Genomic DNA, 20,260 nt, shown 5'->3' with positions numbered 1-20,260 from the left:
CACCGTGGTGCCGCTCTCGCCACTTCTCCTGCGGCGAACCAGGCCAAGGTCTCCTCGGCGTCCAGTTCCCAGACGGCGCCCTGCTCTGCGACGGGTCACCCACCGCGCGCCTCAACCCCCCCGACGGTGACCCCGGCCGCCCTCTCCGCCGTCGGCCTCCAGTACGTCGCGCGCCTCCGCTCGACTCACCCGTCAAGGACCACTCACCCGAAGAGGCAAACGTGCCCGAGTACTACTCCAGCATCGGCGAGGCCGTCGGTGCGGCCATGCAGCACAACATCCGGCTCGCCCACCGCAGCGTGGCACCGGGCTCCGACAAGCCGCTGCAGGTCAGGGACCTGCCCAGCGCTTCCGCCGATCCGTACTCGGTCCGCGGAATGATCTCTCGCCTCCACGAGGACGCCTCGCCCGATGAGGTGGCGGGCATCATCGAGGAGGTCAACGGCGCACTGGTCGGGGCTCTGCCCGAGCTGACCGAACTCGTCGCCTCTGCCGCCGACTGGACTCGCGCCCGTCTCGACTTCGACGACCCGCATCACAATCCGACTTTCGAGACGTGGACCCGACTGGCAGCCGCGTACGGGATGCTCCAGGACGTCCGCGAGCAGTTGGAAGTCGCCGAGGACGGTCTCGCTGCCTGTCCCGCAGAGCGCACGGACCCCCGGCACCACCAGATGGTCAACGTCTTGCGCAGCCGGGAGTTGCTCGACGATGTCCTCGGTGCCGAGGCTGCTCCTGTGCCGTCCGCTGCCCGGAACGTCGATGCAGACCGGCAGCGGGCGGCCCGCGCCTCCTCGCCGCGCGCCGGAACATCGCCGTCGACCGGCAGTCCGCCGGCCACCGCAGCACCTCCGCCCGCGTCTCGTTCTGCCGGCCGACCCCGCTGAAACGTTCCGCCTCAGACGTCCAGGAGTACCCCCATGAGCTGCACGAGAGCCGAGCGCGCCCCGCCCCTGCCCGCTCGCACACCCAAGGAACCGCCGTGCCTTCCCCGCGCACCAGCGCGCCCTCGACCACCACCGGGTCGGACGCGCTCCTCTACCTCCTGTTCGGCATCCTCGGCTCCGCCATGGCCTTCGGCTCCCTGGCCTGGCTGACCGGAAATCTCACCAACACCTTCGTCGGGAGCGGGACATGGGCCCCTTTCCGCGTAACGGAAGCGCTGCTGCACCCGGAGGTGCTGTGGCCGGCCTTGAGCACCAGCATGCTGATGGTCGGCGCCCGCGTAGTCCCCGCCCTGTTCACCGTTGCCCTGGTCGTCACCGCTGCCGTGCTGTGGATGCGCTGGCGTGCCGGGTCCAAGTCCGGCCTCGCCCGGAAGGCGGACCTGGCGCCGCTGCTGGACAAGGAGATCGTCGCCAAGGCGAAGAGCCTGCGCCCGAGCCTGGGCGACCGGGAGAGTAAAAGAGGTCCTGCCCGCTGACCGCGGCATCCTGCTCGGCACCCTCGATCCCGGTCGTGCGGAGGTCCGCGCGTCCTGGGAGGACGTGATCGTCGCGATCATGGCCCCGCGTTCCGGCAAGACGTCCGGGCTGGCGATCCCCGCGATCCTCTCGGCACCGGGCCCGGTCCTGCTCACCAGTAACAAAGCCGCGAACGACGCCTTCACCACCACGGTGGACGCCCGTGCCGAGGTCGGCACGATCTGGACCCTCGATCCGCAGCAGATCGCCCATCACCCGCGCGAGATGTGGTGGGACATCCTCGCTGACGCCCGCGATCTCGCCGGGGCTAAGAGGTTGGCGGGGCACTTCGTGACGGCGAGCGTGGATGAGTCGAGCGGCTCCGACTTCTGGTCCACCGCTGCGAGCAACACCCTCGGTGCCCTCTTCCTCGCCGCCGCGTCCCACCGGCGGCCGATCACCGACGTCCTGGCCTGGCTCGCGATGCCGGCCGACCGCACGCCGGTGGACCTGCTCACCGACGCCGGCCACCATGCGGTCGCCGCCCAGCTCCAGGGCACCGTCTCCGGCGCGACCGAAACGCGCGACGGCATCTATGAGACCGCGAGGCAGTACGCGAGCTGCCTGCTCGACCCGGACGTCGCCGCCTGGGTCACCCCGAACGACGGCCTTCCCGAGTTCCAGCCGTTCGCCTTCGCCACGTCTCGTGACACCTTGTACCTGCTGAGCAAGGACGGCGGCGGCAGCGCGTCGGCGATCATCGCGGCGGCGGCCGACGCCGTGATGCGCGCGGCCGTGATCGTGGCCGAGCGCTCCGGCGGGCGGCTCGACCCGCCCGCCCTGTGCGTTCTCGACGAGGCGGCGAACGTCTGCCGCATCTCGGATCTCCCTGATCTCTACAGCCACTTGGGCAGCCGAGGCGTCATCCCGATGACGATCCTGCAGTCCTACCGTCAGGGCCAGCGGTGCTGGGGCGAGGCCGGTATGGACGCCCTGTACTCGGCCGCCACCATCAAGATCATCGGATCTGGCATCGATGACGCGGACTTCGCCGACCGGCTCAGCCGTCAGGTCGGCGACCATGACGTCCAGACCACCTCGGTGTCGACCAGCGAGGGCGGCAAGTCCACCTCGGTGAGCATGCGCACGGAGCGGATCCTTCCGCCGGACGCCATCCGCGCACTGCCCAAGGGCAAGGTTCTACTGCTGGCCACCGGCATCCGGGTCGCCATGCTCAACCTCAAGCCCTGGTACAAGGAGCCCTTCGCCAAGGTGGTCGGCCCGGCTTCCGCTCGCGCAACGAAGGCCATCACCGAGCGTGCTCTCGCGAAGAGCATCGGCCAGGACGATCTTGGACTGTCGGCATGAGCGCGTCCACACCACCGCAGGGGCGGTTGGCCCACGCTCCGGTCGTCCTGCGCGGTGGCCGGTGGTGGCTTGACGGCAGGGCAGGCTCGGTTCCCGCCTCCGATCCCGCCTTCACCGCCGTCCTGGACGACTTCGCGCTGTCGATGGCCGCTGCCGACCAGGCAGTCGCCAACCTCCTCATCCGGCAGGACGAGGCGTCCTCCGTTGATCCGGGAGGTCGGCGGTGAACCCGCTGATGAGTGCCGAGCAGGCGGTCCTCGGTGCCGCACTCCTCGACCCCGAGCAGCTCACGCACCTGGAGTGGCTCGCTGCGGACCACTTCTATCGGCCCGTCCACCAGGCGCTGTTCGCCGCGCTCCGCAAGCTGCGCAACGACGGGCATCCCGCGCTCTCGGCCGCTGGTCCGTTGCCGCTGTCGTGGGTGACCGACGCGGTCGAGGAGGCCGGACAGCACGTGCGCGGGCTGACCGCAGCGTACGCCCACAGCCTGATCCAGGCGTGTCCCCGAACCGAGCACGCCCCGGTGTACGGCCGCATGGTGCTGGAGGGGGCGATTCACCGTACCGTCACCCAGCACGCGATCCGTCTCCACCAGGCGGCTCGGGCCGACGCCGTCCAGGGCGAGGTCGAGGGAGCCTTGCACACCGCGGACGTCCTGACCGGCGTACTCACCGACCTTGCACAACGCTGGGGAACCGACCCTCGACCGGTCCCACCCACCGCTGGGCGCTCTGCCGCCACAGATATCCCGCCTCCGGCGCAGAGCGGCCAAGCCAGCGGCCAAGTCGCCGAGGACGAGCGGTTCCTCCTGGCCGTCCTCGCCGAACAGCCGGGGGCCATGGGCGAGGTGGTGGCCTGGCTGCGGCCGGGAGACTTCGCTGACCCGGCCCACGGGCAGCTCTACCGGTGCCTGGGCGCGCTGCACCACCGAGGCGAACCCATCGACCGGATCACCCTGCTCTGGGAGGCCCAGCGACGCGGTCTGCTGGCCGACGGCACAGTGTCGAGCGAGCAGCTGACCGCCGTATGCGAAGGCATGGTCCCCGGCAGCGCCGACTGGTTCGGACAGCGGGTGATGCGCTCCTCCGTCACCCGCACCGCCGCCGCCTCCGCGCGAGCCATCCGGACCCTGGCCCAGGACGAGGTTCTGGGGCCCGGCCGGCTGATCAACCACGCCCTGCACGAACTCGGTCCGCTCGACGAGGTATGTGCCCGCTGGGCCACCGCGAACAGCAGTCCGGCTCCGAAGACCACGGCATCCGCTCCGTCGGCGGCCGAGCCGCCGCCCGACCGAGTGAAGGCCGCCCGCGCCCGCAGCACACCCCGCCCAGGCGCGTCACCCCCAGCCCCGGTCAGCCGTCTCCCCACGCTGTCAGCAGCCCGACCACCCTCGCGCGGCCACCCGTGAGGCCCCCTCCCCACCAGCCTCTTCTGCCCCTGGAACTCGCCTTGATCTACCCCATCTCCGCAGCCGCGCCGGACCTACGCGTCACGGCCCCGAGCCTCGCCACCCCGTTGATCGGGTCTCTCTGCTCGGGGTACGGCGGCCTCGACCTGGGCGTGCAGTCCGCGCTCGGCGGCACGCTCGCCTGGCATGCCGAGGTCGAACCGAACGCCTCACGCATCCTGGCCCGCCACTGGCCCGGCGTCCCGAACCTGGGCGATATCACCGCCGTCGACTGGTCCACCGTCCCCCGGGTGTGCGTCCTGACGGCCGGCTTCCCCTGTCAAAGACGTCTCGGTCGCCGGCCGCCGGGCCGGACTCAACGCCCAGACCCGCTCCGGGCTCTGGCTGCACGTCGCCCGTGCGGTCGCAGCCCTCCGACCCTGCCTGGTTGTGATCGAGAATGTGCGCGGCCTCCTCACCTCCCCCGCCGGTTCCCCTGGCGACGTGGAACCCTGCCCGTGGTGTCTGGGAGACACCGCAGGTCAGCCTGCTCTGCGGGCACTCGGTGCCGTACTCGGATCCCTGGCCGACCTCGGGTACGACGCGAAGTGGCTCGTGCTTCGTGCCTCCGACGTCGGGGCCCCGCACCGCCGCGAGCGGACCTTCCTCGCCGCATGGCCCGCCGGGCACCCTGCTGAAGACGCCGACCAGCAACATCGGGAAGAACGGCGGCAGCCAGCATCCATCGAAGCGGAAGAGCGGGGGGCACGGTCCGAACCTGGCCGACGAGGTCGAGTGGCTGCTGCTGCCGACCCCGAAGGCGTCGGACGGAATCAAGGGCTCGCCGAACCAGCGGCACGGCAATGGCGACATGACCCTGCCCAGCGCGGCTGCGTCTCTGTTGCCGACGCCGAGGGCCAGCGACACGGGCACCCCGGGCCGCCGCCCCGGGAAGGGATGGCGGCCTCCCTTGTCGGCGGTGGTCCTGCCCCTCTGGGCGGAGGAGACGCCGGAGGCGGGGGCGCGGACCGGCGATGGGGAGCGTACGGATCCGCCATCACCCGATGGGAGAGCCTCACCCGCCCGGCCCCGGTCCCCACAGACGCGGCCGGTCGGCTCCGCGCGGACTTCGTGGAGTGGATGCAGGGCCTCGACGCCGGCTGGGTCACCGCGACTCCGGGGCTCGGCCGTCCGGCGCAGCTCACCGCGCTCGGCAACGGCGTCGTCCCACAACAGGCTTCGCACGCCTTGCAGTTGCTGGCACCACCCTTCCCCCGCTGTCCCCGCTGCGCCGACCGATAGCGCTCCACTACCGCGATTTTCCGGCCGGACCAAACCGCTGATTCTCCGGATCCTCTCGGGCATGTCGCCGTCTCACAGATGGAGCACACCCCCATGGCCGACACCAGCCCGACCTCCCCCGGCCCCGAGCCGTACCGCGTCCCCGACGCAGACCTCGACGACCTCGCCAGCGCCCTCGCCAAGACCATGGCCGAGGTCAGGCAGCACGGCGTCATCCTCGACCGCCTCGGCTCCGAGCCCGACCCCGGCGCCATCCAGCCGCCGGACGGCGCTCCGGAAGCCGAGGCGGCTGACGGGAAGAAGCCCGACGGCCCCGCCTCGGTGTTCATCCTCGCCCTGGGCGGCAAGGAGTACGCCGTCGAACTCGCTGCCCTCAGCGACTGGGTGAACTACCTCTTCCTGCCGGTGTACGGCCGGGAGATCAGCACGAGCCGTCCCTGGTGCGCGCACTGGCACGAACACCCCGAGGCCGTCGCCCGGCTCCACGCACTCTGGCTCGCCTGGCAGCAGTTCACCGACACGGAGGCCGGCCTGTCCGGCCCCTCGACCTGGCACCGCGACCACCTGGACCAGACCCTGGCGCACCTGCGTGCGCCCGACGGACCGTTCGCGGCCTGCACGACCAGCGCAACTCGCCCCAATCACCGGGTGCTGGCCACCCCGGCGCCCGAGCAGGCGGGGGTGGCGGCGTGAACGACGTTCTCGACTTCGGCCTCGACGATCTCTCGCCGGTCGACGACGACTCCGAGGAGGCGATGGAGGCTCTCTGGGCTGGCGACCTGACGGTGCTGTCCCAGCACCACACCACACCCAACGGTTCGCACAGCTTCGTCCTCGCCCACGACCGATCGGTCACCTGGGGGATACCCGGCGAGCCACAGCTCGTTGCGATCGCGGTCGCTCGGGATCTGCGGCAGTCCACGTTCACGTTCGAGACGAGTCACCACGCCACGGCGTCCTTCGCACAGAACTGGCTGGCAGAACGCGGCTGCCCGCTCGAACGGATCGCACTGCACGGTGGCGACTACATCGAGCCCGCCGACGACCTCACCCTCCAGGTGGAACAGCAGATCCAGAAGTCGGGCACCCGCTACGAGGTCCTCGACACCTACACCTCTGACGACAACCCCAGCGAGGCGTGGACACTCGTCAACGACTCCCAGGCCACCCAGGCACCGGTTCGCCTCTTCTACGAGGAGTGGAACCACGGCGCCGGCACGTACACGATGCGCGAAGGCGCCTTCCCCGACGTCGGCGTCGCCCAGACCTGGCTGGACGAGCGCAGTGAACCGCTGCCCGAGCCTCCGGAGTACAGCGACCACAACGGTGCTGTCGTCCGGGCTCGCATCGCCCGCATCGCCCTTTCCCGGTCCGCCGGAACCTCTCCGACACCGCAGATCGGGCTCGACGCGCCCCGCGCGTCGGCGGCGGTACCGGTCCAGGGGAGGCTGCTGTGAGCCGCGCCCGCTTCGCCTTCGCCGCGCATCCTGACGCCATTGCCGACCTGCGGGAACTCCCGTCTGAGATGCGCGATTTGGCCTTGCTGGAGCTGCAGAACCTGGTCCACGGAAGCGACGACTGCTTGCCGTTGAAGGGCCGCCTCGCCGGCTTCCACAAGGTGTACGTCGACCCGGAGGTCTCTTACCGGCTGGTCATCCAGTTCCGCCAAGCGCCACCGACCTCGACCCACAAGCGCGAGATCTACCTCGTGGCGGCTGGCAGCCGGAAGGACTACGCGGTCTACCGCGCGGCCCACCTACGGACCGAGCCCCAGCAAGGGGTCGGCCCGGACTCCGCCACGGAGGCCCGCGTGCAGGCCGCCCGGTCTCGCTCGACGCTCACCACCGAACGGCCGACAACGGGCCGCGCGGCTGCCCCGTCACCAGCGCCGCCCTCGGCCACTGCTTCTCGAAAGGCCACCCAGCGATGACCAACGACCGTACTGCGCGGACCCGTTCAGAACTGGCGGATCTCCTCACCGAGGCCGCTCAGAACGTCGGCGGCATCCCTGCCGCCGAGTACCCGACGGCCGCCGCCCGCTCCTACCTGCATCCCGTCTTGGGTCCGCTGGCCGCTGGGCCCCGCGTGATCACCGAGCTGAACGACCGGTTCGAGGGCTTCGTGGCCATAGAGCCACGCCCTGCTGGTTCGGCGGGCCTGTTCGCTCTGGCCTCCTACGCCTCCGCGCTGGGGTGGCTCACCGAGTCGTTCGCCGAGCTGACCTCCTCGGTCGACGAGATCTGTACCCGCGTGGGCATACCCACGGAGCCACGCGCCCCGATCGCCGCCGCGCCCGGTGGTACTGAGCGGGACGACGAGTTCGACTTCGCCTTCAACGCACTTGAGTTGGAGGCGGTCCGCAACGCAGCCGAGGCCGCCGGCCTCGCGCCGGACGACTACGTCGAGGTTCTCTCCCAGTCGCTGCTCGCCGCCGCCCGGATCACCGACGCCTGCATGGAGATCTCCAGCGGCCTGCTCGATGACGCCGATCTCCTCAGCGAAGTGAGCGACCGCCCTCGGCTCGACAACGATCCCGGGAGCCTGCCCGCTCTGGTCCGCTCCCTGCTCGCCCGGATGGAGACGACGGAGTGAACCCGTACGACGCAGACACACACCCTGGGCCTTATCTCGTCGTCGAAGTGCTCGGTGTCGGGGATGTCAGCGTGCACGCCCTCGCACATGGTCCGGAGGAGCCGCTGCACCAGGCCGCTACACGCGTCATCGAAGCCGCAGCGGCGCTGGACGAGCGACACGAGAGCGTGCTCGACGCGGTCCAGCGCGCTCAGCGGCTGCTCGAAGGCACTGGTCGCGGTGAAGTCGGCCGAGCCCAGGTGTCGTACGCGCTGCTGCAAACAGCTCTACCGGACCTCGGAGACGGCCTGGCCCAGCAGGACCGGGCATACAGCCAGCTCGTCGAGTCCCTGTCCGCCTACCGCCGGCTTCTTTCCTCGCCGGAGCCTGCTCAACACGCGAGCAACAAGAGCCATGGGCCGGGCCAGGAGACGAGGCCCCACCGGGACGACGACTGGGCCGTTGCCGGGGAGCGCGGGCTGGTAGCCCTCGGAGTGGTTGCGGCCGGAGGTGTTCGCTTTCGCCGCAACGCGATCGGCGAGGACCCGTACATCTCGCGGGAGAGGGCCCAGTGGCAGGACCCGGCGGTCTTCCCGCAGACCGTGCAGCGGCTGGTCGCCGACGGGCTACTGCATCAGGACATCACCGAGAACGTGTACCGGCCCGGCCAGCTCCTCTCGCTCACTGCGCAGGGGGAAGCCGACCTGCGTCACCGCACATCCAACCGCCACGACCGCCAACCCGGCGAACCCATGCGGTCAGAGCACTAGGGACCGCCACCAGCGCCCCTTGGCCCCGCTGCCACTGTCCGCAGACGGCGTCCGCCCGCCGAGGAAGGGGCGAAACAGGAGCACTTTCCAGTACTCCTGTTCAACCCCGGACCGAAGCCCCCATCTAACTACTGATCGTTGCCGCTCCCGTTGGCGAAGGCGACGTGAATGGAACCCCGGGGGTCGGCGTCACCCGACGAAGCCCAGCTCCCTGGCGATCAGCATGCGCTGCACCTCGCTGGTGCCCTCGCCGATCTCCAGGATCTTGGAGTCCCGCCACATCCGGGCCACCGGATACTCGTTCATGAAGCCGTAGCCGCCGTGGATCTGCGTGGCCTCGCGGGCGTTGTCGACGGCGACCGTGGAGGAGTAGAGCTTCGCGATCGCCGCCTCCTTCTTGAAGGGCTCCCCGCCGATGAGGCGCGACGCCGCGTCCCGCCAGCCGACCCGCGCCATGTGCGCCCGCATCTCCATGTCGGCGATCTTGAACTGAATCGCTTGGTTCGCCCCGATCGGCTGCCCGAAGGCGTGCCGCTCCTTGGCGTACTTCACGGACTCGTCCACGCAACCCTGCGCGAGACCCGTCGCTAGCGCGGAGATGGCGACCCGGCCCTCGTCGAGAATCCGGAGGAACTGGGCATATCCTCGACCCTCTTCACCGAGGAGGTTCGCCGCCGGGACCCGCACGTCCGAGAAGGAGAGCTCGCGCGTGTCCGAGGCGTTCCAGCCGACCTTCGAGTACGGCGCCGCGACCGTGAACCCGCGCGTCCCCGACGGCACGATGATCGAGGAGATCAGCGGACGGCCGTCCGGCTTGCGGCCGGTGACGGCGGTGACCGTGACCAGGCCCGTGATGTCCGTACCGGAGTTGGTGATGAAGCACTTGGAGCCGTTGATCACCCACTCGTCGCCGTCCCGCACCGCGGTCGTGCGGGTGCCGCCCGCGTCCGAGCCGCCGTCCGGCTCGGTCAGACCGAAGGCACCGAGCAGTTCACCGGAACAGAGCCGGGGCAGCCACTCCTGCTTCTGCTCGTCCGTGCCGAAGAGGTGTATCGGCATGGCGCCCAGTGAGACACCCGCTTCCAGTGTGATCGCCACGGAGGAGTCGACCCGCGCCAGCTCTTCGAGCGCGATGCCGAGCGCGAGATAGTCACCGCCCATGCCGCCGTACTCCTCGGGGAAGGGCAGGCCGAACAGGCCCATGCGGCCCATCTCGCGGACGATCTCGTACGGGAACTCGTGGCGCTCGTAGTAGTCGCCGATCTTGGGGGCAACGACGTCGTGCGCGAACGCCTCGATCGTGCTGCGGAGTTCCTCGTGCTCGGGGGACAGATGGTGGTCCATTCTTCTCCTCATTTGCGACTTGCAAGGTTTGGTCACTACATAAGTGCTGCATGTGAGGGAGTCGGCCGGCCCGCTGCAGCAGCTCGACATCACACGCAGAGAACCGCGACCGTCGCCCAGGCTCTTTTGCTGGTGGTCTGCGCGGTCACGTCTGTCTCGCTAGCCCTGTCTTCGCTGATTGTTCTATCCCTTCGTTCTCCAGGCATGGCCAGGTTCCGTGTGGCGCTCGGAGCGCGGCTGCGGGGCCCCCGACAGCCGATCCGGGCGGCCGCCGCCGCGCGAATACACTCTTCGCCGGCCTGTAGCGGGATGCCCAGCGGTCTCTTGACCCGCCCCCGTCACGAGCGCCCGGCTGCGTCCTCGCCGGGCCCGCGGCGCGGCAGGCGTGGACGCGGGAGAGGGGCGGTCGTTCCCTGTGCGTAGCGGGGGTGCCGCTGCGCCCGAAGCTCGCGGCGTCGGGTTACTTCACCGGGCCTCCCTTTATCGCGTCGGCTATCCGGTCGAGCGCCTGGAGGAGAACGGGCCATGAGGTTGCGAAGCCCAGCCGGACGAAGTCCTTGCTGACCGGCCCGAAGTCGGCACCCTCCATGGCCGACACTCTGGCTGCCCGCGAGATGAACTCCGCAGGGCCTGCGTTGCCCTGGCCGAGCCACTCAGGCAGTTCCAGCCACGACAGGTACGAAGCCTCTGGCTCGACGTAGCCGATGACGGGCAGCTCGGTGCGGGCGAAGAGGCTGACGACGTCGCGGTTTCCGGCTAGATAGTCGATCACCGAATCCAGCCACTCTGCGCCGTCGAGATACGCGGCCATCGCCGCGACAGCCCCCAGGGTGGAGGTTGAGTTCGACGTCGAGCGCAGCATCTCGGAGGCATCCCATGCTGCCACGGCGTTCCGGTGCGGCAGGATCACTTCTGCACACTTGATGCCGGAGATGTTCCATGCCTTGGACGCCGAGGTGATCGTGAAAGTGATGCTCGACGCTGATTCACCAGGCAGCGAGGCGAAGGGGAGGTGCGTGGCGGAGGGGTAGGCCAACGGGGCATGGACCTCGTCACTGATCACCATGCCGCCGTGCCTGCGCACCAGCTCCGCCAGCTGTACCAGCTCACCCTCCTTCAGAACGGACCCTGTCGGATTGTGCGGGTTGCACAGGACGACGAGACACGGGCCCTCGGTCTTCAGATGGCCCTCTACACGCTCCAGGTCGAGTGTGAAGGCGGAGGGTTCCCGGAGCAGCTCCACGCCAATGCTCCGGCGGCCCAGGCCATCGGCGATTTTGAAGAACTTCGGATACGCCGGCGTCATGACCATTACCGGCCACTCGGGGTTGATGTACTCCGGCCTGATCCGGAACAACGCGGTGACGACGTCTGGCACCAGCCGGACCATTTCGGGGTCCACAGACCACCCGTAGCGGGACTTCTGCCACTGGGCGCTCGCGACACGTGTAGCCAGTGACCGGGCCGGCGACAGATAACCGTGCACACCGGACCGCAGCGCGTCGTGGACAGCGTCGACGACGACAGGCGCGGTGCCGAAGTCCATCTCGGCGCCCCCGAGGCCAATGTTCGCGGGGCCCTGTTCAGTCCACTTGAGTTCCGCAGGCTTGAACGAATCCGCGTCGAACTCGACCGGCATGAGCTCAGGCTCCCTCGGTCCGGGCACGGCCAGCGATACATGCGCTCAGCCGGCCCTTGAGGTCACGGACCTCAGCGGCGTCGCGCCCGAGGACCACGGACTCAGTGAGAATTGAGGAGAATTTAAATCAGCTCTGCAGCTGGCCATCAGAGGTTTACCGAACGTTTACGGCGAGGCCAGGTGCACCCTACAGCCGATGCGTCTTCGCGAGGCTCCTGGGACGCATATCGGTCCAATGCTCGTCAATATGAGCCAGGCAGGCATCCCGGCTGCTCTTGCCCTTGGCCTGGGTCCAGCCAGACGGAATTGCTACGCGTGTCGGCCACAAGGAGTACTGGCCCTCGCCGTTGACCAGGACCAGAAACACATCCGATGGGTCATCAAACGGATTCGGCACGCTTCCCCCATGAATTCGACCGTTACTCGGCACTATTGGCACAGAGAGCCTCATAGGCGTTGGTCTGCGCCCATGCGGCTGTGTCATGGTCCTCCACCCGCGGGACGAGAGTCAATGGTCACCCCCTGCTCGGCGCGTGCCCGAGGCCGACGGCCTTCGTGTAGCCGAGCCCTCGAGCAGCTCATTGCGGAGCCTGGCAGCTGACGAGACGGGACGCGGCAGCCTGCTCCCGCAGGGGGCCGCTGCCATCACTGGCGCCTCCCCAAGCCAGCGGCCTCATCCGCGGGCCGCCGTACAGGAGTTCGTGAAGACAGCGCCTCTGCGGGACACCGCGCAGGGACATGCGTACCGGGTTTCAAACCAAGCAGGAGGATCCCAGCAGTGCTTTGAGGTCGGCGAAAAGCGCCGGGCTCGGTGTGACGCGGTGTCGGTCGAGACGCAGCACCGTTGTCTTCCGTCGGCCTTGGACCTTGATGCGTACTTCGCTGTTGCCGCGATGGTGGCTGAGGATCTCCCCGAGTCGGGTGACCAAGGGCGGGGTCACCCGGTTCTCGAGAATGCTGAGGATCACTGGGGCATCGATGCCTGCGTTCGACAGGTCGGGGACCATCATCTCCATGGCGACCAGGCGGGGGACGTCCTCGCGCTTGTCGAGGCGGCCCTTGACGAAGACGACGGTGTCCTCGACCAGCTGGGTGGAGACGAGCTGGTAGGTCGCGGGGAAGAACATGCAGTCGATGGAGCCGGCCAGGTCCTCGACGGTGGCGATGGCCCAGGCGTTGCCCTGCTTGGTCATCTTGCGCTGGAGGCCGGAGATGATGCCGCCGATGGTGACGACGGCGCCGTCGGAGTGCTCGCCGCCGGTGAGCTGGGAGATACCGGCGTCGGTCTTGTCGGAGAGCACGTGCTCCAGGCCGAAGAGCGGGTGGTCCGAGACGTAGAGGCCGAGCATCTCGCGCTCCTGGGCGAGCAGGTAGGACTTCTCCCATTCGACGTCGGAGAACTCCACGTCGAGGCCGAAGCCGGGCTCGTCGCCGCCGTCGTCGTCACCCATGCCGCCGAAGAGGTCGAACTGGCCCTCGGCCTCCTTCCTCTTCACCTGCACCACGTTGTCGATCATCGGCTCGTGGTGGGCGACCAGGCCCTTGCGGGTGTGGCCCATCTCGTCGAAGGCGCCGGCCTTGATCAGCGACTCGACCGTGCGCTTGTTGCAGACGACGGCCTCGACCTTGTCGAGGAAGTCGGGGAAGGAGGTGTACTTCCCCTTCGCCTTGCGCATCCGGATGATCGAGTCCACGACGTTCTGGCCGACGTTGCGGACGGCGGTGAGGCCGAAGAGGATCACGTCGTCGCCCCGGGCGGCGAAGTTGGACTCCGACTCGTTGACGTTCGGCGGGAGGACCTTGATGCCCATGCGGCGGCACTCGTTGAGGTAGACGGCCGACTTGTCCTTGTCGTCCTTCACCGAGGTGAGCAGGGCCGCCATGTACTCGGCGGGGTAGTTCGCCTTGAGGTACCCGGTCCAGTACGACACCAGTCCGTACGCGGCGGAGTGGGCCTTGTTGAAGGCGTAGCCGGCGAAGGGGACCAGCACGTCCCACAGGGCCTGGATCGCCTCGTCGCTGTAGCCGTTCTTGCGGGCGCCCTCCTGGAAGAGGACGAAGTTCTTCGCCAGTTCGTCGGGCTTCTTCTTGCCCATCACGCGGCGGAGGATGTCGGCCTCGCCGAGCGAGTAGCCCGCGATGATCTGCGCGGCCTTCTGCACCTGCTCCTGGTAGACGATCAGGCCGTAGGTGACCGACAGCACCTCCTGGAGCGGCTCCTCCAGTTCCTCGTGGATCGGGGTGATCTCCTGGCGGCCGTTCTTGCGCTCCGCGTAGTTGATGTGCGAGTTCATGCCCATCGGGCCCGGCCGGTAGAGGGCCGAGACGGCGGAGATGTCCTCGAAGTTGTCGGGCTGCATCTGGCGGAGCAGCGAGCGCATCGGGCCGCCGTCGAACTGGAAGACGCCGAGGGTGTCGCCGCGGCAGAGCAGTTCGAAGGTCTTGGGGTCGTCCAGCGGGAGGGAGAGCATCTCCAGGTCGATGCCCTTGTTGGCCTTCACCATCTTGATGGCGTCGTCCATGATCGTGAGGTTGCGCAGGCCCAGGAAGTCCATCTTCAGCAGGCCCAGCGACTCGCACTGGGGGTAGTCCCACTGGGTGATGGTCACGCCGTCGGTGTGCCGCGTCCAGAGCGGGGCGTGGTCGACGATCGGCTCGCTGGACATGATCACGCCGGCCGCGTGCACGCCCATCTGCCGCACGAGGCCCTCGACGCCCTTGGCGGTGTCGATGACCTTCTTCACGTCCGGCTCGTTCTCGTACATCGACCGGATCTCGCCGGCCTCGTTGTAGCGCGGGTGCGAGGGGTTGGTGATGCCGTCGAGGTCGATGCCCTTGCCGAGGACGTCGGCGGGCATGGCCTTGGTGAGGCGGTCGCCCATGGCGTACGGGTAGCCCAGCACGCGCGCGGAGTCCTTGATCGCGTTCTTCGCCTTGATCTTGCCGTACGTGCCGATCATGGCGACCTTGTCGGCGCCGTACTTCTCCGTCACGTACCGGATCACCTCGACGCGCCTGCGCTCGTCGAAGTCGATATCGACGTCGGGCATGGAGACGCGCTCGGGGTTGAGGAACCGCTCGAAGATCAGGCCGTGCGGGATCGGGTCGAGGTCGGTGATGCCCATCGCGTACGCCACGATCGAACCGGCCGCGGAGCCACGGCCGGGGCCTACCGCGATGCCCTGGTTCTTCGCCCACATGATGAAGTCGGCGACCACGAGGAAGTAGCCCGGGAACCCCATCTGGATGATGACGTCCATCTCGTACTCGGCCTGCTTGCGGCGGTCCTCGGGGACACCGCCGGGGAAGCGGCGCTCCATGCCGCGGCGGACCTCCTCCTGGAACCAGGTGACCTCCGTGAACCCCTCGGGGATGTCGAACTTCGGCATCAGGTCGCGCTTTTCGAACATGCCCGTGGTGTCGACCATCTCGGCCACCAGCCGGGTGTTGTCGCAGCCTTCACGCCAGACGTCTGAGTTGACCAGGGCGTACATCTCGTCGGTCGACTTCAGGTAATAGCCCCCTCCCGCCAGTCTGAAGCGGTCGGGGTCCGAGAGGTTCTTGCCGGTCTGGATGCACAGCAGCGCGTCGTGGGCGGTCGCCTCGTGCGCGTAGGTGTAGTGCGAGTCGTTCGTCACCAGCGGCGGGAGGCCGAGCTTCTTGCCGACCCGGAGCAGGTCGTCGCGGACTCGGTGTTCGAGGTCGAGGTCGTGCTCCATCAGCTCCAGAAAGAAGCGGTCCTTGCCGAAGATGTCCTGGTAGTCAGCGGCTGCCTGGAGCGCCTCGTCGAACTGCCCCAGGCGCAGCCGGGTCTGGACCTCGCCGGAGGGGCACCCGGTGGAGGCCACGATGCCCTCCGACCACTGGGCGAGGACCTCCTTGTCCATCCGCGGCCATTTCTGCAGCCAGCCCTCCGCGTACGCGTCCGAGGAGAGCTTGAACAGGTTGTGCAGGCCGGTCTTGTTCGTCGCCCACATGGTCAGGTGGGTGTAGGAGCCACCACCGGACACGTCGTCCCGCTTCTGGTGCGGCTGGCCCCACTTGATCTTCCGCTTGTTGCGGCGGGACTCCGGCGCCACATACGCCTCCATCCCGATGATCGGCGTGACGCCCGCCTTCTGAGCGGAGTGGAAGAAGTCGTACGCCCCGTGGAGGTTGCCGTGGTCGGTCATCGCGATGTGCGTCATGCCCATCTCGTTGCTGACCTTGAACATGTCGTTCAGCCGCGCGGCGCCGTCCAGCATCGAGTACTGGGTGTGGACGTGCAGATGTGTGAATGGCGGCTTTGCCACGGCTTTGGCCTCCAGGCGCGAGGGGGACTGTTGAGGGGAGTCCCGATAGGCTAGCTGCAACCGGTGGGCGGGCGCATTGCTGTTGGAGGTGGCGTCCGGGTCACGTCCGGGGCCAGGTGCTGGTGCTGGCGGTGCAACAGGGAGGCCAACACGTCGGGCTCTTGGTCGATTTTGCGTCAAACGCCACACATGAGCACGGCGTTTGAGGCTTTTGTCGCCCTTGGTCTTGGAAGGCCGGCCTGAAGGCGTCATTGCCGCAGGCCTCGGCGCGGTGCACCATGCGGTCGCTACTACGATCGATGCAGCTACCAACGAAAGGCGCGGGGGCAGGATGTAGACGTTTCACCAGTACGGAAACGTGAAGAAGATGCAGGCGCTCAGCAATCACAACTGGGACTACGCCCTGGAGGAAGGCGTCCACGGATGCGTGCTGGAGCCGAGCAGCGGAGGGCTGCTGCGCACGCCCGAGGACAGAAGCATCGTCAATATGTCGTCCTACTCATATCTGGGACTTGACGAACACCCCAAAATCATTGCGGCGGCCGCTGCTGCCGTTCAGCGCACCGGGTCCTCAACAGCTCGCTGTCGCGCGTAAGGATGACCATGCCGCTCCTCGAGGAGGCCGAAGCAGAGCTGAGCGACCTGTTCGATGCGGATACCGGGACCATCAACTCGTGTGCGGCGGCGGCCTGAGCGACCTTGCCCGTTCTGGCTTCGGGCCTGCTGACAGGGGAGAATCCTCCTGTTGTCGTCTTCGACAAGAGGGCGCACTTTTGCATGCCGGCGCTGAAGGCGGCCTGTGCTGACGAGACGCAGGTTATGACCGTGCCGCACAACGACATGGAAGCCCTCGAGGAGATATGCCGCGAGCATGAGGCCGTTGCATACATATGTGATTCTGTTTACAGCACCGGTGGGACCGTCGCGCCCATCCGCGAACTCATGCGTCTTCAGGCGGAGTACGGATTGTTCCTGTATTTCGACGAAGCCCACAGCACGTCGGTAGTGGGGGCAAACGGGCGCGGCCACGCCCTGGACGTGATGGGTTCGACCAACGAGCGCACGATGATCATTACCTCGCTGAACAAGGGATTCGGAGCCTCGGGGGGAGCCCTTGAGCCTTTGCCAGTAATGGATCACGACGGTGTGTGATTGTTCAGATGGTGCGGTCGTACTCGAGCTGGAGCAGGACGAGGGCCGCGGCGGCGATCTTCGTGATGCGGCTGGGGTCGAAGCTGACCCTGCGCAGTGCCTTGAAGGTGGTCTTGAGCAGGGAGTTGGGGCGCTCGCAGACGCCGTGGATGCCGCGGATGACCTTGTTGTACGTCTGCTGGGCCTCGGTCAGCTCGCCTCCGGCGGGCTTCTTGTGCGGGTGCCGGAAGCCGTCGCCGACGTTCTCGTAGCCGAGGTCGACCAGGGTCGGCATGTCCAGCTCGGCCGCGATGCGGTTGAGTGCTTCGACCAGCCCGTGGTGGCGGGCGCAGGTGATGTCGTGTTCCCGGCCCGGCCGTACGGGCGAGACCCAGATCGGCCAGCCGTCCGGAGTAGCGATGACCTGCACGTTCCCGCCATGGTGCTTGTGTTTTCCGGACCACCAGAGGTCTGCGCCGTTGGGACCCGGGGCGGCGACGCGGTCGGTACGGATGACCGTACCGTCGAGGTTCAGATGCGTCAGCCCGGCTGCCTTCGCGCGCTCCAGCGCGGTGGACAGATCCGGTGCGCCGGCGGCCAGGACGGCCAGTACCTCGTAGAGGTAGTGGTATGCAGTTGAGGTCGACAGGCCATTGTCACGGGCGAGTTGGGCCAGGCGGGTGCCGTCGAGGAACCAGCGCAGCACGAGCACGGCCTGCTTGAAGCAGCCCAGCGCGCGTCGCCCCTTGCGGGTCCTGGTCACGATCCGGTGGTCGCGCAGGAGGCCGGCCAGGTACTCGGCGGTGGACCGCTTCACATCGCGCACGGCGGTGTATGTGACACTGGTCGGCATGTGAGGCCCCTCGGTCGGATCTTTCTGTCGCAAGATCGTTCCTGCCAGGGGCCTCACGCCTGCCCGGACTTGGGGATACCATGGACCGCACGACACGCCGCTCGCTCACGGACGGTGGCCGACGGTTACTGGGAACAGCTCATTGCCCCGAGTTGTAGCCTGCCGTCCATGTTGAACGAAAAATGGAAGGCCTCGGAGAGTCGCTCTCGCCAATTGATGGCCCTTTGCGCTGCTGCTCCCTACGGAACTCAGCCTGGGCCGGCTCCCAAGTCGACACCCTCAACAGTCGAAGACCGGTGGTCTCTGCTGGTGTACGCGATCGCCGGAAGCACCGCGCTCGATCCCGGGGACATCGGACTTCGACATGTGCGTTTCCGAATATCCCAGTCGGCAAGCCCGGATGCCCTTGAAGGCTGGCTGTGTGCTTGCTTGCAGCGCTTGGGACACGGAGTGCGCCGCGGATCACCGATCTCCATCGAGGAGAACGACGAGTCCGCCGAACTTCTCAGGAAACTACTGATCCGGAGCGCCACCAAGGATGCGACCGCAGACGAAGACCCGGTACTTCGCGCCTGGCACGCTGTGGAGTTCGTCGACGCACACGTGAAGGAGCGCCCGGATGGACCAGCCACAGGCACGATTGAGACCCGGCGCTTCGCAAGCCTGCAACCCATGACTGCCGCCATCGATCTGGCGCTGACGGCTGCTGGCGGTGGTTACGCCCTAGGTGCCGCCATACGGTTCCGGTCGGGCACTGAATCACTTGCCGGAATCGTGGAATCACCTCTGTGGAGCCTCGACTCGGATACACAGACAGTTAGCGCAGGCCCCCCAAGCGGATACTTCGTCAGCGTAGTTGACGCTCACACCGGACTTCCGAGCGAGAAGACCATGACCATTTCGTCACGAGACGTATTCGTTCAGACTGATCCGGGCGAGGAGCCACGCCCTGAACGCCCGTGAAGTACGCGACTTTTGTGTATATGAGTATCGCGCATGCCTAGCCTCGAAGTTTCGTGACGGTCCGCCGACGGAGTCGGTGGATCGTTTTCGTGCTGTGGACTGAGGCTGTGCAGGCTGAGGTCCCGAGTGTCGTCTCGGGCGGACGCCGGGTTCCACTGCTCCGGGGTGGAGGGTTCTTTCGCAGGGACGGGTGAATCTGCTGATCAGCCGAGGTTCGGGAGGAGTGCGAGTCGGTCGAGAGCTGCGGTGATGTGGCTGGTCCAGGGCCAGTGCCGGGCCAGGCGGAGGATCCGGCGGCGGTCGGTGGTCACGAGCTGTCCAGCCGTGCTGAGCGGACGAAGCCGCAGGCGGCGGGGCTCCCAGAGTATGGCTTCGCCGGTCAGCGCGAGCATGGGCATCCAGGCCAGCAGGTCGAGAGCGATCTGCACGATCTCCAGCCAGACCCGGTTTTGTGCCATGCGCTTGAGGGACAGGTTGCGCAGACCGGTGGCCCGGGCGGCCCGGATGTGGTCCTCGGCCCTGGCCCGCAGCCGGTGACGAAGCTCGAGCTCGGCGATCGGCCGGCCGGGCGTGTTGGTGGCGAAGCAGGTGAGCCTCATGCCGTCCGCGTCCGTGAGCCTCAACTGGGCGCCAGGATGCGGACGCTCTTTCCTCACGATCAGCCGCACGCCCTCGGGCCGGCCGTCCAGGACGTCGCCGGTGAGCTCGGCGACCCAGGCCCCGTCACGGACCTCGCCGTCCGCCCCGACGGCCGGCGTCCAGGCCGACGCGGGAACCTTCAGGACGTGGCTGTGGATGACGTCGGTGATCACCATGCCGACCGAGTAGGACAGCCACCGTCCTCGCTGGGCGAGCCAGGCGACGAAGTCGTGGGTACCGCCCGCGGAGTCCGTGCGGACCAGGGTCCGGCGCCCACGCCGGTATGAGCTGTACTGAGGGTTGTGGAGTCCCTGATGCCAGGGTTACGGTCCTGGCGATGGAGAACCACCAGTAGCATGGCAGCACCCCGTAAATATCCGGACGAACTGCGCGAGCACGCGATTCGCGAGGTCCACACCACCGGCCGCCCGATCGCGCACGTGGCGAAGGACCTGGGCATTGTCAATCCCCTGGTTTCGTAGAGACCTCTCCTATGCGGCCTGGCACTTCTGGTCGCTCTTCTTGCGTGCTGCGGTGATGGTCCGTAGCACGGGCCGGTCCGAGAACGTCGTCCCGTTGCGCCGCCACCGCGACACCC

General features: G+C 67.9%; 17 protein-coding genes and 3 pseudogenes. 14 read left to right on the top strand and 6 right to left on the bottom strand.

The window, feature by feature from the left end:
- The first annotated feature begins 221 nt into the window (after positions 1-221).
- The 11 genes and pseudogenes from ACFW48_RS04760 (at position 222) to ACFW48_RS04710 (ending at position 8,801) form a co-directional block, all read left to right on the top strand.
- The gene (locus ACFW48_RS04760; protein ID WP_386310474.1) at positions 222-887 is read left to right on the top strand and encodes a hypothetical protein; all 666 of its coding nucleotides are present in this window, start codon (positions 222-224) and stop codon (positions 885-887) included.
- A 95-nt stretch (positions 888-982) separates the two neighbouring features.
- Positions 983-2,771: pseudogene (locus tag ACFW48_RS04755) on the top strand (type IV secretory system conjugative DNA transfer family protein).
- Positions 2,768-2,998, top strand: a complete 231-nt coding sequence (locus ACFW48_RS04750; RefSeq protein WP_386310473.1) for a hypothetical protein — start codon at positions 2,768-2,770, stop codon at positions 2,996-2,998. Before ACFW48_RS04755 ends, ACFW48_RS04750 begins: the two are co-directional and overlap by 4 nt.
- Positions 2,995-4,179 carry a DnaB-like helicase N-terminal domain-containing protein gene (locus tag ACFW48_RS04745; protein WP_386310471.1) on the top strand — a complete coding sequence of 395 codons (1,185 nt, stop codon included), beginning with the start codon at positions 2,995-2,997 and terminating at the stop codon, positions 4,177-4,179. The genes ACFW48_RS04750 and ACFW48_RS04745 overlap by 4 nt, the downstream gene beginning before the upstream one ends.
- Positions 4,176-4,442, top strand: a pseudogene (locus ACFW48_RS04740) (hypothetical protein); the annotation flags it as partial. The gene ACFW48_RS04745 and the pseudogene ACFW48_RS04740, both read left to right, overlap by 4 nt.
- A gap of 121 nt (positions 4,443-4,563) precedes the next feature.
- Positions 4,564-5,460 (top strand): DNA cytosine methyltransferase, encoded by an 897-nt coding sequence (locus ACFW48_RS04735; RefSeq protein WP_386311104.1) that lies wholly within the window; start codon positions 4,564-4,566, stop codon positions 5,458-5,460.
- A gap of 93 nt (positions 5,461-5,553) precedes the next feature.
- Positions 5,554-6,153: a DUF4913 domain-containing protein gene (locus ACFW48_RS04730; RefSeq protein WP_386310470.1), complete on the top strand. Its 600-nt coding sequence runs from the start codon at positions 5,554-5,556 to the stop codon at positions 6,151-6,153.
- A complete protein-coding gene (locus ACFW48_RS04725; protein ID WP_386310469.1) occupies positions 6,150-6,917 on the top strand; it encodes a glycosyl hydrolase in 768 nt (255 codons plus the stop codon). Before ACFW48_RS04730 ends, ACFW48_RS04725 begins: the two co-directional genes overlap by 4 nt.
- Complete coding sequence (locus ACFW48_RS04720; RefSeq protein WP_386310467.1) at positions 6,914-7,390, top strand: hypothetical protein; 477 nt, start codon at positions 6,914-6,916, stop codon at positions 7,388-7,390. Before ACFW48_RS04725 ends, ACFW48_RS04720 begins: the two co-directional genes overlap by 4 nt.
- A complete protein-coding gene (locus ACFW48_RS04715; protein ID WP_386310466.1) occupies positions 7,387-8,052 on the top strand; it encodes a hypothetical protein in 666 nt (221 codons plus the stop codon). Before ACFW48_RS04720 ends, ACFW48_RS04715 begins: the two co-directional genes overlap by 4 nt.
- Positions 8,049-8,801 (top strand): large ATP-binding protein, encoded by a 753-nt coding sequence (locus tag ACFW48_RS04710; RefSeq protein WP_386310465.1) that lies wholly within the window; start codon positions 8,049-8,051, stop codon positions 8,799-8,801. Before ACFW48_RS04715 ends, ACFW48_RS04710 begins: the two co-directional genes overlap by 4 nt.
- Before the next feature lie 189 nt (positions 8,802-8,990).
- Here ACFW48_RS04710 and ACFW48_RS04705 read toward each other — a convergent pair whose 3' ends face one another.
- From ACFW48_RS04705 to dnaE, 4 genes are all read right to left on the bottom strand, one after another.
- Entirely contained in the window at positions 8,991-10,145 is a 1,155-nt protein-coding gene (locus ACFW48_RS04705) for an acyl-CoA dehydrogenase family protein (RefSeq protein WP_386310463.1), read from the bottom strand.
- A gap of 460 nt (positions 10,146-10,605) precedes the next feature.
- Complete coding sequence (locus tag ACFW48_RS04700; RefSeq protein ID WP_386310462.1) at positions 10,606-11,784, bottom strand: MalY/PatB family protein; 1,179 nt, start codon at positions 11,782-11,784, stop codon at positions 10,606-10,608.
- Positions 11,785-11,971: 187 nt separating this feature from the next.
- Positions 11,972-12,235 (bottom strand): MbtH family protein, encoded by a 264-nt coding sequence (locus ACFW48_RS04695; protein ID WP_386310461.1) that lies wholly within the window; start codon positions 12,233-12,235, stop codon positions 11,972-11,974.
- A 301-nt stretch (positions 12,236-12,536) separates the two neighbouring features.
- On the bottom strand, positions 12,537-16,076 hold the full coding sequence (gene dnaE / locus ACFW48_RS04690) for a DNA polymerase III subunit alpha (protein ID WP_386310459.1): 3,540 nt from the start codon (positions 16,074-16,076) through the stop codon (positions 12,537-12,539).
- A 358-nt stretch (positions 16,077-16,434) separates the two neighbouring features.
- On the opposite strand from dnaE, the gene ACFW48_RS04685 reads away from it, so the two are divergent.
- Positions 16,435-16,671 (top strand): hypothetical protein, encoded by a 237-nt coding sequence (locus ACFW48_RS04685; protein WP_386310457.1) that lies wholly within the window; start codon positions 16,435-16,437, stop codon positions 16,669-16,671.
- A 182-nt stretch (positions 16,672-16,853) separates the two neighbouring features.
- On the top strand, positions 16,854-17,228 hold the full coding sequence (locus ACFW48_RS04680; RefSeq protein WP_386310455.1) for an aminotransferase class I/II-fold pyridoxal phosphate-dependent enzyme: 375 nt from the start codon (positions 16,854-16,856) through the stop codon (positions 17,226-17,228).
- A gap of 4 nt (positions 17,229-17,232) precedes the next feature.
- Here ACFW48_RS04680 and ACFW48_RS04675 read toward each other — a convergent pair whose 3' ends face one another.
- Positions 17,233-18,060 (bottom strand): transposase family protein, encoded by an 828-nt coding sequence (locus ACFW48_RS04675; protein WP_386310453.1) that lies wholly within the window; start codon positions 18,058-18,060, stop codon positions 17,233-17,235.
- Positions 18,061-19,226: 1,166 nt separating this feature from the next.
- Positions 19,227-19,946 (bottom strand): annotated as a pseudogene (locus ACFW48_RS04670) (transposase); the annotation flags it as partial.
- Between the two features lie 72 nt (positions 19,947-20,018).
- Between ACFW48_RS04670 and ACFW48_RS04665 the strand changes: the two are divergent.
- Entirely contained in the window at positions 20,019-20,144 is a 126-nt protein-coding gene (locus ACFW48_RS04665) for a transposase (protein WP_386310452.1), read from the top strand.
- The last annotated feature ends 116 nt before the right edge of the window (positions 20,145-20,260 follow it).

It is taken from the genome of Streptomyces sp. NPDC058812 (genome assembly GCF_042744565.1).
GTDB lineage: Bacteria > Actinomycetota > Actinomycetes > Streptomycetales > Streptomycetaceae > Streptomyces > Streptomyces thinghirensis.
Note: the sequence above shows the minus strand (reverse complement) of the source record. Positions and strands in the feature narration are given on the sequence as shown.

Bases quoted from the DNA above. Each gene is read 5' to 3' on its own strand.
- ACFW48_RS04750 (WP_386310473.1), top strand. From the start codon at position 2,768: ATGAGCGCGTCCACACCACCGCAGGGGCGGTTGGCCCACGCTCCGGTC.
- ACFW48_RS04730 (WP_386310470.1), top strand. From the start codon at position 5,554: ATGGCCGACACCAGCCCGACCTCCCCCGGCCCCGAGCCGTACCGCGTC.
- ACFW48_RS04715 (WP_386310466.1), top strand. From the start codon at position 7,387: ATGACCAACGACCGTACTGCGCGGACCCGTTCAGAACTGGCGGATCTC.
- ACFW48_RS04705 (WP_386310463.1), bottom strand. From the start codon at position 10,145: ATGGACCACCATCTGTCCCCCGAGCACGAGGAACTCCGCAGCACGATC.
- ACFW48_RS04700 (WP_386310462.1), bottom strand. From the start codon at position 11,784: ATGCCGGTCGAGTTCGACGCGGATTCGTTCAAGCCTGCGGAACTCAAG.
- ACFW48_RS04695 (WP_386310461.1), bottom strand. From the start codon at position 12,235: ATGAGGCTCTCTGTGCCAATAGTGCCGAGTAACGGTCGAATTCATGGG.
- ACFW48_RS04680 (WP_386310455.1), top strand. From the start codon at position 16,854: ATGCCGGCGCTGAAGGCGGCCTGTGCTGACGAGACGCAGGTTATGACC.
- ACFW48_RS04675 (WP_386310453.1), bottom strand. From the start codon at position 18,060: ATGCCGACCAGTGTCACATACACCGCCGTGCGCGATGTGAAGCGGTCC.
- ACFW48_RS04665 (WP_386310452.1), top strand. From the start codon at position 20,019: ATGGCAGCACCCCGTAAATATCCGGACGAACTGCGCGAGCACGCGATT.